This is a genomic window from Polaromonas sp. 39-63-25 (assembly GCF_002278925.1).
Classification (GTDB): domain Bacteria; phylum Pseudomonadota; class Gammaproteobacteria; order Burkholderiales; family Burkholderiaceae_C; genus Polaromonas.
In genome coordinates, this window is record NZ_NCJH01000031.1 from 22077 (window position 1) to 37975 (window position 15899).

Sequence of the window (15899 nt, forward strand, 5' to 3'; positions counted from 1 at the left end):
CATGACCAGTGCCTACATCATTGCCAACGTGACGGTCACCAATCCGGTGCAGTACGAGGAATACAAGAAGTGGTCCAGCGCCGCCATGCAGGCGCATGGTGCCGAAGTCTGCGTACGCGGCGGCAAGGTCGAAGTGCTCGAAGGCGACTGGGCGCCCGAGCGCCTCGTCATCCTGAAGTTTCCGACGTTTGAAGCGGCGAAGGCCTTTGACGCCTCCCCCGAATACGGCAAAGCCCGGGCCGCGCGGCAAGGCGCGGCCATCATGCGGATGATCATCGTCGAAGGTGTCTGACCCTTCGCCTGCCAGTTTTTAATCTTGATTTGAAAGACCTCCATGAGTGCAATTGTTGATATCGTTGGCCGCGAAATCCTGGACAGCCGGGGCAACCCCACCGTCGAATGCGACGTGTTGCTCGAATCCGGTGTCATGGGCCGGGCTGCCGTGCCTTCGGGTGCTTCCACCGGTTCGCGCGAAGCCATCGAGCTGCGCGACGGCGACACCTCGCGTTACCTCGGCAAGGGCGTGCTCAAGGCCGTCGAATACATCAACACCGAAATTTCCGAAGCCGTGCTGGGCCTGGACGCCAGCGAGCAGGCCTTCCTGGACCGCACGCTGATCGACCTCGACGGCACCGAAAACAAATCGCGCCTGGGCGCCAATGCGATGCTGGCCGTCAGCATGGCCGTGGCACGCGCCGCTGCCGAGGAAGCCGGCCTGCCGCTGTACCGCTACTTCGGCGGCATGGGCGCGATGCAGATGCCCGTTCCCATGATGAATGTGATCAACGGCGGCGCCCATGCCAACAACAGCCTGGACCTGCAGGAGTTCATGATCGTGCCGGTGGGTGCGCCCAGCTTTCGCGAAGCCCTGCGCTGGGGCGCCGAGGTGTTCCACGCGCTCAAGAAAATCCTGCATGACCGCGGCATCAGTACCGCCGTGGGCGACGAAGGCGGCTTTGCGCCCAGCGTTGAAAACCATGAAGCGGCGATTGCCCTGATCCTGGAAGCCATCGACAAGGCCGGCTACACCGCCGGCGACCAGATCGCCCTGGCGCTGGACTGCGCCGCCAGCGAGTTCTACAAGGACGGCCTGTATGTGCTCGAAGGCGAAGGCGGCCTGCAACTGAACGCCCAGCAGTGGACCGACATGCTGGCCACCTGGTGCGACAAGTACCCCATCATCAGCATCGAAGACGGCATGCACGAAGGCGACTGGGACGGCTGGAAAATCCTGACCGAACGCCTGGGCAAAAAGGTGCAGCTGGTCGGCGACGACCTGTTTGTCACCAACACCAAGATCCTCAAGGAAGGCATTGACAAGCACATTGCCAATTCCATCCTGATCAAGATCAACCAGATTGGCACCTTGACCGAGACCTTTGCCGCGATCGAGATGGCCAAACGCGCCGGCTACACCGCCGTCATCAGCCATCGCTCCGGCGAAACCGAAGACAACACGATTGCCGACATCGCCGTCGGCACCAACGCCGGCCAGATCAAGACCGGCTCGCTGAGCCGCTCGGACCGCATGGCCAAGTACAACCAGCTGCTGCGCATCGAAGAAGACCTGGGTGACATCGCGACTTATCCTGGCCGCGACGCTTTTTACAACTTGCGCTGAACACCCTTAGTTGATCGTGGGTAACCGCGTTGTCCCCGCCCTCCTGATTGCACTGCTGGTCATCGTGCATGCGCAACTCTGGATTGGCCGGGGCAGCCTGACCAGCGTCAACGAGATGCAGCGCAGGCTCAGCGAGCAGACCGTCAAAAACGCCCAGGCACAGGCCGACAACGAACGGCTGGCCGCCGAGGTCAAGGACCTGCGGGAAGGACTGGAGATGGTCGAGGAAAAAGCGCGCCAGGAGCTGGGCATGGTCAAGCCCAATGAAATTTTTGTGCAGATTGCGCGCTGACCGCAGCCCGCTCGCTCGCCTCCCTTTTGCTCTGCTTTTGATAGCTGCCGGCGCTTTACCTATAAGGGCTGTAGCCTGATTTGGCTCATTATTTGACCGCCCCGCTTGCCCACGGGCCTGCTTCGCGCCACATCGCCTTGCTGGGCGCAGCAGGTACCGGCAAGACCCGGCTGGCTGGCGAACTCAGGGCGGCGCTGGACAGCCGCCCCTCCCCGCACCCGGCCCTCCTTTCCATCCTGATTGCCGACAACCCGCCGCTGGCGACTGTTCGGCAGGCCCGCGCCGGCGCACCGACCGGCCCACGTGGCTTCGGTTTCGATCAGGTCCTGCTCATGGGTCTGGATCTGCCGGTGCCAGCCGGTCTCGCGGCAGCGCAGGAGGCGGTCGACCAGCAGCTGCGCCTGACGCTTGCCAACGCGGAGCTGCCCTACACCGTGGTTTACGGCCAGGGGCCGCAGCGCCTGGCCCATGCGCTGGGCGCGCTGCAGGGGCTGCTGGACGGCGGCAAGCCGCATCCGCTTGCGGACGATAGCCGGGAGCGCAAGCCCTGGGTCTGGGCCTGCGACACCTGCAGCGACCCGGGTTGCGAACGCCGCCTGCTCAGCGACCTGCTGGAACGCCGGTTGCGCTGACGGCAGCAGGCACGGCAACTACTGCACGGTAGGCGCGGGCGGCAGCTGGCTTTCCTGGCGGGTGAAAATCTGCGCGGCATCGACCGGATCGAAACCGTACTGCGCGCCGCAGAACTCGCAGCCCACGTCGATGCGCCCCTGCTCGGCGATGATGCTTTCCACCTCGGCCGCGCCCAGGCTGCGGAGCATGCCGCTGACACGCTCCTGCGAGCAGCTGCAGGCAAAGGTCGGCGTGCTGGGCACAAAACGCGTGACTTTTTCTTCCCAGAACAGGCGGTGCAGGATGGTGTCGGCGTCCAGGCCCAGCAACTCCTCGCGCTTGAGCGTGCCGGCCAGCATGGCAATGCGTTTGTAGTCTTCGTTGCGGCCGATCTCGTCTTCGTCGGCGCGCTGGCCGCCCTGCAGGTTGCCCTGCCCCTGCACGGGCAGGCGCTGGATCAGCAAGCCGGCAGCGACCTGGCCGTCGGCCGCCAGAATCAGCCGGGTGTCGAGCTGCTCGCTTTGCAGCATGTAGTGCTCCAGCACCTCGCTGAGGTTTTCGAGCTTTTCATGCTGGTCGCCAAACAGCGGCACCACGCCCTGGTAGGGCTGCTGGCCCGGCAGCCGGTCTTTCGGGTCCAAGGTGATCGCGCAGCGGCCCTGGTTGTTGACGTTGACGAGACGGCTCAAGGTGTCGCCCGGCACCACCTCACCGGTCACGGTGGCGGTGGCGCGCAGGCTCAGGTCGGGCTGCACTTCAGCCACGGCCAGCTTGACCGGGCCGTCCCCGAAGATCTGCAGGACCAGCGCCCCATTGAACTTGATGTTGCCTTGCATCAGCGCCCCGGCGGCCGTCATTTCACCGAGCAGCTGCATGACTTCGGGCGGGTAACCGCCGCCGGCCTCGCGCCGTTTGAGGATTTCCTGCCAGGCGTCCGTCAGGCGCACCAGCATGCCGCGCACCGGCAGGCCGTCGAAAATAAACTTGTGTAATTCAGACATCAATCAATCTTTTTGAAGCCGGCTCTGTAACGCCGCGCATTCTCTACATAGTGCTGCGCGCTCATTTTTAAACCCTCGATCTGTTCGGGGCTCAGTTGCCGCACGGCCTTGGCCGGGCTGCCGAGAATCATGGAGCCGTCGGGAAACTCCTTGCCTTCGGTCACCAGCGAACCGGCGCCCACCAGGCAGTTCTTGCCGATTTTTGCGCCATTGAGCACCACGGCCTGGATGCCGACCAGCGAACCGTCGCCGATGGTGCAGCCGTGCAGCATGACCTGGTGGCCCACGGTGACGTTGTCGCCGATAGTCAGCGGCATGCCCATATCGGCATGCAGGACGCTGTTGTCCTGGATGTTGGAGCCCTTGCCCACGCGGATGGTTTCAGTGTCGCCGCGAATCACCACGCCGAACCAGACACTGCTGTCCTCGGCCAGCGACACATTGCCCATGACCTGCGCACTGTCGGCGACCCAGGCGGATTCATGAACGGCAGGGGTCAGGTCGTCGAGTTGGTAGAGGGCCATGGTTCTTTGTGAAGTCGGGGGAAAGGGGCCGCTGGCGCGGCAGGGCGCGGCGGGAAGAGCCCCAATTGTAGGCAGGCATCCGCACCCTGTCTTTGCCCGGCGCTGCCCGCCTGTTGCGCGCTATCGCCGACAATCCAGCCATGACGGCGACACCCGCACCCCCCGAACTGCGCCAACAGGCCCTGCAGGCGCTGATGGAACCCGATCCACAGCAGAAAGTGCTGCTGGCCCAATCCCTGTGGGCGCAGGCAGCTACTCTTTCGATAGCGTATCAAGACCCACCCGAGGCGCCCACCGGCCTGCCCGGCTGCCCGGCCCGGCCCGAGCTGCGCTCCCACCTCGATGTGCCCAAGCGTTCTCCCTTCACCCCGCAGGGGCTGGCCGCCCTGCTGCACGCGGTGACCCACATCGAATTCAACGCGATCAACCTGGCACTCGACGCCGCCTGGCGCTTTGACGGCATGCCGCCCGCCTATTACCTGGACTGGCTGAAAGTCGCCGCGGAAGAAGCCTTGCACTTCAGCCTGCTGCGCGAGCACCTGCAGACCCTCGGTTATGACTACGGTGACTTTCCCGCCCACACCGGCCTGTGGGACATGACCGAAAAAACCGCCGGCGACGTGCTCGCGCGCATGGCGCTGGTGCCGCGCACGCTGGAAGCCCGGGGGCTGGACGCCACCCCCGCGATGCAGGCGAAACTGCGCCGGGTCGGCAGTCCCGCCGCCCTGCGCGCGGTGGCGATTCTGGACATCATCCTGCGCGACGAGATCGGCCATGTCGCCATCGGCAACCATTGGTACCGGCATCTGTGCGGGCAGCGCCAACTCGATCCCGTGGCGACTTATGCTGAACTTGCCGCCAGGTATGAAGCGCCCGCGCTGAGAGGCCCGTTCAACCTGGCCGCCCGGCGCGCCGCCGGGTTTGACGAGGCCGAGCTGGCCCGGCTGGGGACCTGAACCGGGAAACGGCAGCCGCGCGTGGCACGCAAGCCCGCCAGCTTGATACATGTCAATACCCCAGGCTCCGGGGCGGCTGACACTGAATCGGGAATTTTTCCCACGGCGCGAGGGCACGGGACACCGGCAAGCTGGCGCAGGATTGAGTAATATTTCAGCTTCAGACCGTCAAGTCTCCGAGGAGGGTTTGCAATGATCCGGCATCTCGTTCCCCAGATTGAGTCGCAACTCGTGCGCCTGCCGTCGCCGATGGCCGTGCAGTTGCCCGCGGGCCAGGTGCTCGGCCCGCCCGGCGCGCCGGTCAAGATGTCGTTTTCCCACTGGTCCAGCCTGACCCGGCTGCGCGCCGGCCAGATCGGCGCGCTGGCCGAGGAGTTTGTCGAGGGCAAGCTGCATCTGGAAGGCCGCATGCGCGACGTGATGGCCGTGGCCGCCAGCCTGCTGCCGGCCAACCCGGTCCACATCGACGCCGGCTGGTGGAACACCCTGCAGCGCCAGATCCGGGCACTCCGGGCGCATACGCCGGAAAAAGACGCCGAGCAGATCCAGTTTCACTACGATGTTTCTGACGACTTCTACGCCCTGTGGCTGGACCCGCGCCGCGTTTATTCCTGCGCCTACTACCGGGACGACGCCATGACCCTGGCCCAGGCGCAGGAAGCCAAGCTCGACCACATCTGCCGCAAGTTGATGCTGCAGCCGGGTGAGCGTTTCCTCGACATAGGCGCGGGCTGGGGTGGCCTGCTGCTGTGGGCCGCCGAACATTACGGTGTGGATGCCACCGGCATCACGCTGTCGAAAAACCAGCATGCCCATGTGCAGAAAATCATTGAAGACAAGGGCCTGCAGGGGCGGGTCCGCATGGCGTTGCGCGACTACCGCCACCTGGATGAAAGCCAGCCCTTCGACAAGATCTCGTCGGTTGGCATGTTCGAACATGTGGGCCGCGCCAACATGACGGCTTATTTCAGCAAGATCGGTCGCCTGCTGGCACCGGGCGGGCTGGTCATGAACCACGGCATCACCGCCGGCGGGCCGGACAACGACCAGCTCGGCGCGGGCATGGGCAACTTCATCGAGAAATACATTTTCCCCGGCGGGCAATTGCTGCACGTCAGCGACGTGCTCAACCACATGGCGCGCGGCGGGCTGGAGATGGTCGATACGGAAAACCTGCGGCCCCACTATGCGCGCACCTTGTGGGACTGGTCCGATGCGCTGGAAGCCCGGCTGGACGCCGCGCAGCAGGTGCTGGCCACGGGCAGCGGCGGCAGCGAGCGCGGCGAAAAAATCCTGCGCGCCTACCGCCTCTACCTGGCCGGCAGCGCCATGAGTTTCGAGCAGGGCTGGCTCTCGCTGCACCAGATGCTGGCCACCCGCCCGGCTGACTCCATGGCAGACGAAGCCATCAAGGGCGCGCAAAGCCGCTACCCCTTCCGGCGCGACTACATGTTTGCGCCGACTGCCGGCGCGGACAGCGCACCGGGTTGAACCGGTCGCCTTCCGAAAATTATCAATAAAATCAGCCTCCAGCCCTTATGTGGCGGTCGCAGGCAGCTATTGAATCAATAGCACTCCACACCCCGGGCTTCAGTCGACCTTGATCTGCGCCGCCTTGATGATGCGGGCGTTGTTGTCCGACTCCTGCGCAATCTGCCGGCCGAACTCGGCGGCGCTGCCACCCGTCGGCACGTTGTCGGCGCCCAGCAGGCGCTTGCGCAGCTCGGGCGTCTTCAGGGCCAGATTGATTTCGGTGTTCAGGCGCGTCAGCACGGCCTCGGGTGTTTTTCCGGGTGCAAACACGCCGAACAGCGAGCTCAGGTTGGCCGGCGCAAAACCGAGCTCGGCAAAGGTCGGCACCTGCGGCAGGGCCTCCACCCGCGCCGGCGCACCGACGGCCAGCGGCCGCAGCTTGCCGGACTGGATGTGCGGCATCACCGCGCCGCTGAGGTTGGTGGTGATGACTTCAAACTGCCCGCTCAGGGCGTCGGTCAGTTGCTGGCCGCCGCCTTTGTAGGGGATGTGGGTGATCTCCACTTTGGCACCGTGCTGGACCTGCTCGAGCACGATGTGGCCGACCGTGGCCAGGCCCGAGGTGGACCAGCGCACGCTGCGGGGTTTGGCCTTGGCCGCTCCCAGCAGGTCCTTGAAGTCCTTGCCCTCAAACGCAGAAGTGGCCAGCAGCACCACCGGCGAATACATCACGCTGGCGACCGGGGCAATGTCCCGGGCCGGGTCATAGGGCAGCTTGCCCAGGTGCGGGTTCAGCGCCAGCGGGCTGATCGAGGAAAAGCCGAGGGTGTAGCCGTCCGGCGCGGCCTTGGCCACAACGTCCATGCCGATGCTGCCGCCTGCACCGGCCCGGTTTTCCACCACCACCGGCGTGCCCAGCTGCACGGCCAGCTTGTCGGCCAGCGCCCGCGCGATGTTGTCGCTCAGGCCACCCGGCGGGTAGGCCACGACGATGCGAATGGGGCGTGCCGGCCAGGCGGCCTGGGCGATTGAAAACGAAGGAAGCGCGGCAGCGCACAGGGCGAGCAAAGGCAGGGTCAGCAGGCGGCGGCGCGATGGGGTCAATGACATGAATTTTCCTGAGGTGAACATGCAAGCATTTTGCCCCGCGCCGGGTAAGCACTGTCCTTCGGGGGAGATCCTTCGACAAGCTCAGGACGAACGGGAACTCAATAAGCGACCGTGGAGGCTCTCCGTTCAAGCAGGGGCCGCGGGTCCGGCTTCGCCGGCCCGCAGGCGCAGCGGCCCCCTCGGGGGGCAGCGACCCACACGAAGTGGGGGAGCGTGGGGGCTCAATCAGCCTCTGGGGTGATGGTGCGCGTGCAGCGCCTTCAGCCGTTCGCGCGCCACATGGGTGTAGATGGTGGTGGTGGAGATGTCGGCGTGGCCCAGCAACATCTGCACCGCGCGCAGGTCGGCGCCGTGGTTGAGCAGGTGGGTGGCAAAGGCGTGGCGCAGGGTGTGCGGCGACAGCGGCGAGGTGATGCCGGCCCGCAACGCATGTTTCTTGACCAGCATCCAGAACATCACGCGGCTCATGCCGCTGCCCCGGCCGGTGACAAACAGGTCGTCGGTCTGCTGGCCGCCCAGGATCACGGGGCGCGCTTCGGCAAGGTAGTGTTCGATCGCCTGCCGCGCAACCTGGCCAAAGGGCACCAGGCGCTCCTTGCTGCCCTTGCCCATGACGCGCAGCACCCCTTCGTTCATGCCGACATGAAAGGTCTTGAGTCCGACCAGCTCGCTCACGCGCAGGCCGCTGGCGTACATCAGTTCCAGCATGGCACGGTCGCGCAGGCCCAGCGGCGTGTCGATGTCCGGCGCGGCCAGCAGCAACTCGACCTGGGCTTCCGACATGAGCTTGGGCACACGCAGGGCCTGTTTCGCCGACTGCAACTTGAGGGTCGGGTCGGCCGTGATCAGGCGCTCACGCAGGGCCCAGTGGAAATAGCGTTTGAACACCGTCAACCGGCGGTTGGCCGAGGTGGCCTTGGTGGCACTATGGCGCGCCGCGAAATAGCCATGGATGTCGCTTTCCAGCGTTTCATCCAGTGCGCGGCCGCCCTGCTCTTTTGCGCCCAGCCAGAGCGCATACAGCGACAGGTCGCGCCGGTAGGCGGCCAGCGTGTTTTTGGACAAGCCGTCTTCCAGCCACAAGGCGTCAACAAAGGCATCAATGCCGGACTGGCTCTGGGGATTCATACCGTGACGATAACAAATGCGAAAGAAGTGGTTGCGCCCGCCGGGCAGCCCGCAAAAAAAACACCCCGCCAGGCGTGCAGCCTGCGGGGTGTACGTTGCGGCGCGAGCCCAGGGCCCGCTCCGGGTTAGTCGAGCTTGAGCCCGGCGCTGGTGACGACCTTTTTATACACCTCGAACTCGGCCTTCATCTGCGCCGCGAACTGCTCGGGCGTGTTGCCAACGATGATGGAGCCGGTGTCTTCAATGCGCTTGCGCACCGCCGGGTCCTGCAAGGCCTTGAGCGCGGCCGCGCTGACCTTGTCGACCACCTCTTTCGGCAGGCCTTTGGGGCCCATGATGCCGTAATACGCCATGCGGTTGACAGGCTCCAGGCCCACTTCCTTGAAAGTCGGCACGTCAGGCATCACCGCCAGACGCTGGGGCGCGGCGACCACGATGGGGATCAGGCGCTTTTGCTGGATGAAAGGCAGGGCCGAGGGGATGTTGTCGAAAATGATCTGCACCTGGCCGGCCACGGTGTCGTTCAGGGCCGGCCCAGCCCCGCGGTAAGGAATGTGGGTGATGAAGGTGCCGCTCAGGTTCTTGAACAGCTCGGTCTGCAGGTGGCCAATGCCGCCCGTGCCCGACGAGGCGTAAGAGTACTTGCCCGGATTCTTCTTGAGTTCGGCAATGAACTCCTTGTAGTTGCGCGCCGGAAAGCTCGGGTGCACCGCGATGATGTTGGGCGTGGCGGCAATGTTGATGATGGGCGTGAAGTCGGTGGCAGGGTTGTACGGGATTTTCGGGTTGATGGCCGGGTTGGCCGCTGTGGTGGACACGGTGGCCATGCCCAGCGAATAGCCGTCCGGTGTGGCGCGGGCGGTTTCCAGGGCACCCACCACCCCGCCGCCGCCGGCCTTGTTCTCGACGATCACGTTTTGGCCAAGGGCCTTGCCCAACGGCTCGCTGATGACACGGGCCACGATGTCGGTGGTGCCGCCCGGTGCAAAAGGCACCTGCAGCTTGACGACCTTGTTCGGGTAGGACTGGGCCAGGGCGGAACCTGCCGCGGCCGTGGCCAACGTCAGTGCAGAAAGGGTAAGCAGATAACGACGTTGCATAACGATTTTCCTTGCAATAGAAAGTGGACAGCCCCTATCGTAAGCGCAAGCACCGTGCCACCTTGTTGTGGATTACGCATAAGGGCAATCCCCTAGGGACCCTCTGCCTGACTCCCGCCATGCGCGTTCGGGTCCACAACGGGATGATTTGCTCGCCAACACCACGCAGCGTGTGCTGAAGCACACGCAAGGGGTTTGGTGAGGAAAGCGCCCGTTTTGGTCCGAACCCGAAGGGGCGTGGTTTTGCAGGCGATCCGCTTCGTTACAAAACCAGGCAAGGCGTTCAGCCTTGCCTTGGGTTTTGCGCCTCACGGCTCATCCCGCAAAAGCCCCGCCGCGCTCGGCGCGAGTCAGGCAGAGGGTCCCTAGGCTTTGCGCCTGTTGCGGTTATTCTTGCCGGGGTGAATTACGCGCAACTTCTCTTTCCGGATTTTTCCCTCATTCTCTGCGGCTACCTGGTGTGCCGCTACACCGCCCTCAACCGCACGGTGTGGCAGCAGGTGGAAAGCCTGGTGTATTACTTCCTGTTTCCGGTCCTGCTGTTCCAGTCCATCGTCAAAAGCCCGCTGGACCTGGGCGCGGCTTCCAGCCTGATTGCGGCCGGGCTCAGCATGGGGGTGCTCGGTATTGCACTGGCTTATTCGCTGCCGCACCTGCCCTGGCTTGGGGCGCACATCGACAGGCGGGAGCACGCGGCCAGTGCGCAGGTGGCTTTCCGCTTCAACTCCTTCATCGGGCTGGCGCTGGCCGAACGGCTGGCCGGCGCCGAAGGCCTGCTCCTGATTGCCGTGCTGATCGGCGTCTGCGTGCCGCTGTTCAATGTCGGTGCGGTCTGGCCCATGGCGCGCCACGCCAACAGCGGCTTTCTCGGTGCGCTGGTGCGCAATCCCCTGATCATCGCCACCGCCACCGGCCTGGCCTCCAACCTGGCGGGTTTCCAGATTCCGGTCTGGCTGGAGCCCACCGTGACCCGTATCGGTGCGGCCTCACTGGCGCTGGGCCTGATGGCTGCCGGCGCCGGCATGCAGTTCGGCCGGTTGGCCAAAGCCAAAATCCTGGCGGTATCGCTGCTGGCCATCCGCCACCTCTTCATTCCGCTGATCGCCCTGGGCCTGTCCTGGGTGTTTCGCCTGTCGCCGGTGCAGACCACCGTGCTGCTGGCGTTTTCGGCCCTGCCCACCGCCTCCAGCTGTTACGTGCTGGCGGCGCGCATGGGTTACGACGGCGCCTATGTGGCCGGCCTGGTCACCTTGTCGACCCTGCTCGGCATGTTCAGCCTGCCGTTTGCGCTGGGTGTGTTGAGGTGAAATAGGGCCCCCCACGTTCGCTCACTGCGTGTAGCTCTCTGCACCTTGCAGGCCGCCGCTCGCCAGAGGCTTCGCTTCTGTCGCCTGTCCAAACCTGCGCAGGCAGGTTTGGAGCCGCAGGCTCCAGCCCCGAGGGGGCGCTGCGCCTGCGGCCCCTGCTTGAAGGGGAAGTTCTTCGAGGCGCACACGTCTGATCCGATCATCCTGCGCCTGTCGAAGGATGGCGAGGCCCGGCGGAAAAACCAGCCAGGCCCATCCTCAAGGCCGGCCGAAACCGTGACGCTGCAGGACAGCCTGCGCGGGCGGCGACAGGATGAACTGCGCGAGCCGCGTGGCGGCGCCATCCCCGTCCGCGCGCCAGGTCAATCCGTAACTGGCCGCCACCTCCAGCGCGGGCGGCACCGCAATGATTTTCAGGCGCGGCACCTCGCGCTGAGCCACCACGGCATTGGTGCAATAAGTCAGGAACAGGTCGGCCTTGCCTTCATCCATGACCCAAGCATAGGTGCTGCGACCCGCCGGCGCCTTGGGCGAGTCGGCACCGCCCGTGAGCTGCAGCGCCTTGGCCTCGAGCACCCCAAATGCGCCGGGGCGCAGCGTGTCGGCGCGACGAAACAGCGACCAGGCGTAGTCACCCGACGGATCGGCCTTGGGCGTCGAGGTTCCGACGCGGACCCCGGGGCGCAGCATGGTCTCCAGCAGCGCATCCGGGCTGACATCGACCGAAGGCGCCGCCAGCGCACACATCTGGTTGAGCGCAAACACCCGGGGTGCCTGCCAGCCACCGGCCTGTGCGAGGCGCTGCGGATGGTCCACATCGGCCGAGGCGAAGACCTGGGCCGGTTCACCCTTTTCGATACGCTGGCGCAGCAGGCCCGAGGCGCCAAATGTCAGCGCCACCTTCTGGCCGCTTTGCGCCTCGAACTGCTGCGCCACTTCGGTCAAGGCCTCACGCAGGCTGCCCGCCGCGTAGAGCTGAACCGGCACAGGCTGCGCCTGCGCTGCGGAGGCCACCAGCGACACGGCCATGGTTGCCAGGACGCGCTGCCAGTTCACCATCACTTCGTGGCGTTCGGAAAGAACAGCTGCTCGCCGCCAATCTTGTAGCTGGCAATCGCCGCCTGGCCGGCCGGTGAAATCACCCAGTCCACGAATTTTTGCGCCTCGGCCACCTTGACTTTCGGGTGTTTGGCAGGGTTGACCACCATCACGCCGTACTGGTTGAACAGGCGTGTATCACCCTCCACCAGCACCGCCAGATCAGCGCGGTTCTTGAACGCCAGCCAGGTGCCGCGGTCGGCCATCACGTAGGCGCCCGAGCTGGCCGCGATGTTCAGCGCCGGGCCCATGCCGCAGCCGCAGGCCTTGTAGCCGGCAAACTGCGGGTTGTCGACGCCGGCATTTTTCCAGTAACGAAGCTCGGCGGCATGGGTGCCGCTCTTGTCTCCGCGCGAAACAAAGGTGGCGTTGGCGGCACTGATTTTTTTCAGTGCCTCAACAATGTCCTTGCCTTTGGTTTTCGCCGGATCGGCAGCCGGGCCAATCAGCACGAAGTCGTTGTACATGACCGGGTAGCGTTTGATCGCAAAACCTTCGGCAATGACTTTTTCCTCGGCCACCTGGTCGTGCACAAACAGCACGTCGGCATCGCCGCGGCGGCCCATGTCGATGGCCTGGCCGGTGCCCAGGGCCACCACCTTGATATCGATGCCGCTGGCCTGCTTGAAGGCCGGCAGCAGCGTGCCGAACAGGCCCGACTGCTCGGTCGAGGTCGTCGAGGCCATCACGATGGTGTTTTGCTGCGCTATAGAAACAGTAGCTGCCAGCGCAATAGGAAAAAGGGCTGCAACCCGAAAACACTTGAACATCCGGGACCGTGCGGGGGTGGGCTTCATACAAGTTCTCCTTTGACAAACATCTCGGCTTCCAGCGGCAGGGGGCCGTTGAAAAAATCATGGGTGGGCCGGTCGGCCAGCAGGCGACCGTGCTCGAGGTAGATCACGCGGCTGGCCAGGCGTTTGACCTGGCCCAGGTTGTGGCTGCTGAACACCAGCGTCATGCCGGCGTCGGCAAACTCGGTCATCAGGGCCTCCACGTCGCGTTTGGCGCCGGGGTCCAGGCTGGCGGTGGGCTCGTCGAGCAGGAGGACCTGGGGCTGCAAGGCCCAGGCACGCGCCAGCGCCAGCCGCTGCTGCTGCCCGCCTGACAGGGCCTTGGCATTGCGGTGGGCGATGCCCGCCAGCCCGACACGCGCCAGCGCCTGAAGCGCCTGGGTTTGCGCCTTTTTCCAGGGCACGGCCTTGAGCCACAGACCCAGCGCCACGTTGTTCAGGGCACTGGCACGCAGCATGTAGGGCCGCTGGAACAACATGGCCTGACGCGCCGAAACGTCTGAAGACACCGTGCCCCGCGTCGGCGGCACCAACCCGTGCAGGGTTCTGAGCAGCGTGCTTTTGCCGCTGCCGTTGGCACCCACCAGGGCCACCCGTTCACCGGCGCGGATGCTGAGCGCGCAACCGGTCAGCGCGCGGGTCTGGCCGAAGTGCACGTCGACCGCTTTGAGTTCGAACAGCGCGCTCATGATTTGACGGCTCCAGCCTCGGGGACCAGCAATTGGGCCGTTTCGGGCAGCCCGTCATCGAGCCGCTCGCGCCAGCGCCGCACCAGCGCGATCAGCACGTTGAGCAGCAACACCACGGCCAGCAGCAGCAGGCCCAGTGCCAGCGCCAGCGGCAGGTCGCCCTTGCTGGTTTCCAGCGCAATCGCCGTGGTCATGACGCGCGTGAAACCGTCGATGTTGCCGCCCACCACCATCACCGCGCCGACCTCGGAGATCGCCCGGCCGAAGGCGGCGATCAGCACGGTGAGCAGCGCATAACGCTCGTCCCACAGCAGCAGCAGGCTGCGCATGCCCTTGCCTGCGCCCAGCGACTGGAACTGTTCGCCGTGCAGACGGTCGGCGTCTTCAATGGTCTGGCGCACCAGCGCCGTCACCACCGGCAGCACCAGCACGGCCTGCGCCAGCACCATGGCCTGAAAGGAAAACAGCCAGCCGAGAAAACCCAGCGGGCCGGACCGCGACAGCAGCAAATAAACCACCAGCCCGACCACCACCGACGGCAGGGCCAGCAGCGTGTTGAGCACGGTCAGCAGAATGCCGCGGCCGCGAAAGCGCGCCACGCCCAGCCAGGCCCCGAGCAGCAGCCCGGCGCTGCAGGCGATTGCGCAGGCACAGGCGCTGACCGCCAGCGAGCGGAACACAATGCTCGCCAACAGGGGATCCAGGGAAACGATGAGCGAAAACGCCGTGCCGACGCTGTCCGGGAAAGTGTTCATGCAGGAAAAAAGTTGTGACCTTATCGTAGAAGCGAAGGCCGTGGGTCGCCATCGGGAATCACGAGCTATGAAGCAAATTGCATAGCAAAGACGCGCCCGGCCTTGCGACCATAATCAGCACACCCTTCTGCCACCCCATGCACAAAGTCGAACTCTCCTATCTGTTGACGCCCGAGCGCAGCAAGGACACGCTGATCCGCAATCCGCTGATGGACCTGCTGCACGCCGTGCGCGAGCAGGGCTCCATTTCGAAGGCGGCGCGCGCCCTCGATCTGTCCTACCGCCATGTCTGGGGGGCGCTGAAAAAGTGGGAACTGACACTGGAGCGTCCGCTGATCGTCTGGGACAAGGGCCAGCGCGCCCAGCTCACCGAGTTTGGCGAGAAGCTGTTGTGGGCCGAGCGCCAGGCGCAGGCCCGGCTGGCGCCGCAGATCGAGGCGCTGCGCGGCGACATCGAACGGGCCTTCTCCACCGCCTTTGACGATGAGGCCCACGTGCTCACGCTGTATGCCAGCCACGACAGCGCGCTGAGCGCACTGCGCGAACAGGCCGGTGCGCGCGGCCTGCACCTGGACATCCGCTTCATGGGCAGCGTGGACGCGATTGCGGCGCTCAACGCCGGGCGGTGCATGATGGCCGGCTTCCACACCCTGGAGCAGCCGGGTAACAAGTCGGTGGCGGCGCTGACTTACCGCAGCCTGCTCAAGCCCGGCCTGCACAAGCTGATCGGTTTCGCGCATCGCCGGCAGGGCCTGATGGTGGCGAAGAACAACCCGCTGGCCATCAGCGGCATCGCCGACCTGAAGCGGCCAGGCATCCGATATGTCAACCGCGCGGCAGGCACCGGCACGCGGGTGCTGCTCGACGAACTGCTGGCGCAGGCCGGCCTGAACGCGGACGGCATCGAAGGCTACAACACGCAGGAGCCCTCCCACAGCGCGGTCGCGCAGGCCATCGCCAGCGGCGCCGCCGATGCCGGGATGGGCATCGAAGCCGCAGCGCACGAGAAAAACCTCGGGTTTGTGCCGCTGGTCCAGGAGCGTTACCACCTGGTCTGCCTGAAGTCCGAACTGCCGCAACCCCAAGTACAGGCCCTGCTCAAGGAGTTGCAGAGCAGCGACTGGCAGAGGACGCTGGCCGGACTGCCCGGCTACAGCGGCGACCACGCACAAAGCGGCAAGGTGCTGTCGCTGCGGGCGATGTTGCCTTGGTGGAATTACCGGAAAGCCAAGGCTTCCCGCTCTTGAGGATGATTTCTGGCTACAGCCCTTGGTGTGCGCGCGCTGGCAGCTATTTAATTCATAGCAACTACTGAGCACCTCCAGCGTGAAGGTACGCCTGCAAGCCGGGTCTCGCCCCGGCGGGCGACTCACTTTCTCTTGCTTCGCCAAGAGAAAGTAAGCAAAGAGAAGGCGACCCGATGGTCTGGGTCCCTCCGC

The 15899-nt window shown here is 65.1% G+C and carries 17 protein-coding genes; 8 read left to right on the forward strand and 9 right to left on the reverse strand.

The features are described 5' to 3' along the window. Position 1 precedes the first annotated feature (1 nt). From B7X65_RS22745 to B7X65_RS22760, 4 genes are all read left to right on the forward strand, one after another. The gene (locus B7X65_RS22745; protein ID WP_293596516.1) at positions 2-292 is read left to right on the forward strand and encodes a DUF1330 domain-containing protein; all 291 of its coding nucleotides are present in this window, start codon (positions 2-4) and stop codon (positions 290-292) included. 42 nt (positions 293-334) lie between these two features. Continuing rightward, positions 335-1621 (forward strand): phosphopyruvate hydratase, encoded by a 1287-nt coding sequence (eno, locus tag B7X65_RS22750; protein ID WP_293596517.1) that lies wholly within the window; start codon positions 335-337, stop codon positions 1619-1621. 16 nt (positions 1622-1637) lie between these two features. Then, positions 1638-1913, forward strand: a complete 276-nt coding sequence (locus B7X65_RS22755) for a septum formation initiator family protein (RefSeq protein ID WP_293596518.1) — start codon at positions 1638-1640, stop codon at positions 1911-1913. Between the two features lie 92 nt (positions 1914-2005). Further along, complete coding sequence (locus B7X65_RS22760) at positions 2006-2545, forward strand: hypothetical protein (protein WP_293596519.1); 540 nt, start codon at positions 2006-2008, stop codon at positions 2543-2545. Positions 2546-2563: 18 nt separating this feature from the next. Here the strand turns inward: B7X65_RS22760 and B7X65_RS22765 are convergent, their stop codons facing one another. Both B7X65_RS22765 and B7X65_RS22770 read right to left on the reverse strand, forming a co-directional pair. Then, positions 2564-3526 (reverse strand): Hsp33 family molecular chaperone HslO, encoded by a 963-nt coding sequence (locus B7X65_RS22765; protein WP_293596520.1) that lies wholly within the window; start codon positions 3524-3526, stop codon positions 2564-2566. Next, a complete protein-coding gene (locus B7X65_RS22770) occupies positions 3526-4050 on the reverse strand; it encodes a gamma carbonic anhydrase family protein (protein ID WP_293596521.1) in 525 nt (174 codons plus the stop codon). The genes B7X65_RS22765 and B7X65_RS22770 overlap by 1 nt, the downstream gene beginning before the upstream one ends. 140 nt (positions 4051-4190) lie before the next feature. On the opposite strand from B7X65_RS22770, the gene B7X65_RS22775 reads away from it, so the two are divergent. Further along, positions 4191-5006 carry a ferritin-like domain-containing protein gene (locus tag B7X65_RS22775; RefSeq protein ID WP_293596522.1) on the forward strand — a complete coding sequence of 272 codons (816 nt, stop codon included), beginning with the start codon at positions 4191-4193 and terminating at the stop codon, positions 5004-5006. Positions 5007-5198: 192 nt separating this feature from the next. Continuing rightward, positions 5199-6497: a class I SAM-dependent methyltransferase gene (locus tag B7X65_RS22780; RefSeq protein ID WP_293596523.1), complete on the forward strand. Its 1299-nt coding sequence runs from the start codon at positions 5199-5201 to the stop codon at positions 6495-6497. A 99-nt stretch (positions 6498-6596) separates the two neighbouring features. Here B7X65_RS22780 and B7X65_RS22785 read toward each other — a convergent pair whose 3' ends face one another. From B7X65_RS22785 to B7X65_RS22795, 3 genes are all read right to left on the reverse strand, one after another. Continuing rightward, complete coding sequence (locus B7X65_RS22785) at positions 6597-7589, reverse strand: tripartite tricarboxylate transporter substrate binding protein (protein ID WP_293596524.1); 993 nt, start codon at positions 7587-7589, stop codon at positions 6597-6599. 225 nt (positions 7590-7814) lie between these two features. After that, positions 7815-8717, reverse strand: a complete 903-nt coding sequence (xerD, locus tag B7X65_RS22790) for a site-specific tyrosine recombinase XerD (protein WP_293596525.1) — start codon at positions 8715-8717, stop codon at positions 7815-7817. A gap of 125 nt (positions 8718-8842) precedes the next feature. Further along, positions 8843-9817, reverse strand: coding sequence for a tripartite tricarboxylate transporter substrate binding protein BugE (locus B7X65_RS22795; RefSeq protein ID WP_293596526.1), 975 nt, complete (start codon positions 9815-9817; stop codon positions 8843-8845). A gap of 401 nt (positions 9818-10218) precedes the next feature. Between B7X65_RS22795 and B7X65_RS22800 the strand changes: the two genes are divergently transcribed. Next, a complete protein-coding gene (locus B7X65_RS22800) occupies positions 10219-11124 on the forward strand; it encodes an AEC family transporter (RefSeq protein WP_293596527.1) in 906 nt (301 codons plus the stop codon). 258 nt (positions 11125-11382) lie between these two features. On the opposite strand, the gene B7X65_RS22805 is transcribed toward B7X65_RS22800, so the two are convergent. From B7X65_RS22805 to B7X65_RS22820, 4 genes are read right to left on the reverse strand one after another with little or no spacing between them, the layout of a single operon-like run. Next, entirely contained in the window at positions 11383-12183 is an 801-nt protein-coding gene (locus tag B7X65_RS22805; protein ID WP_293596528.1) for a molybdate ABC transporter substrate-binding protein, read from the reverse strand. Continuing rightward, the gene (locus B7X65_RS22810) at positions 12183-13019 is read right to left on the reverse strand and encodes a substrate-binding domain-containing protein (RefSeq protein ID WP_293596529.1); all 837 of its coding nucleotides are present in this window, start codon (positions 13017-13019) and stop codon (positions 12183-12185) included. The genes B7X65_RS22805 and B7X65_RS22810 overlap by 1 nt, the downstream gene beginning before the upstream one ends. Beyond that, entirely contained in the window at positions 13016-13705 is a 690-nt protein-coding gene (locus B7X65_RS22815) for a phosphate ABC transporter ATP-binding protein (RefSeq protein ID WP_293596530.1), read from the reverse strand. The genes B7X65_RS22810 and B7X65_RS22815 overlap by 4 nt, the downstream gene beginning before the upstream one ends. Then, positions 13702-14460: an ABC transporter permease gene (locus B7X65_RS22820; protein ID WP_293596531.1), complete on the reverse strand. Its 759-nt coding sequence runs from the start codon at positions 14458-14460 to the stop codon at positions 13702-13704. Before B7X65_RS22820 ends, B7X65_RS22815 begins: the two co-directional genes overlap by 4 nt. 137 nt (positions 14461-14597) lie before the next feature. Between B7X65_RS22820 and B7X65_RS22825 the strand changes: the two genes are divergently transcribed. Continuing rightward, on the forward strand, positions 14598-15707 hold the full coding sequence (locus B7X65_RS22825; RefSeq protein ID WP_293596532.1) for a substrate-binding domain-containing protein: 1110 nt from the start codon (positions 14598-14600) through the stop codon (positions 15705-15707). Positions 15708-15899: the final 192 nt, after the last annotated feature.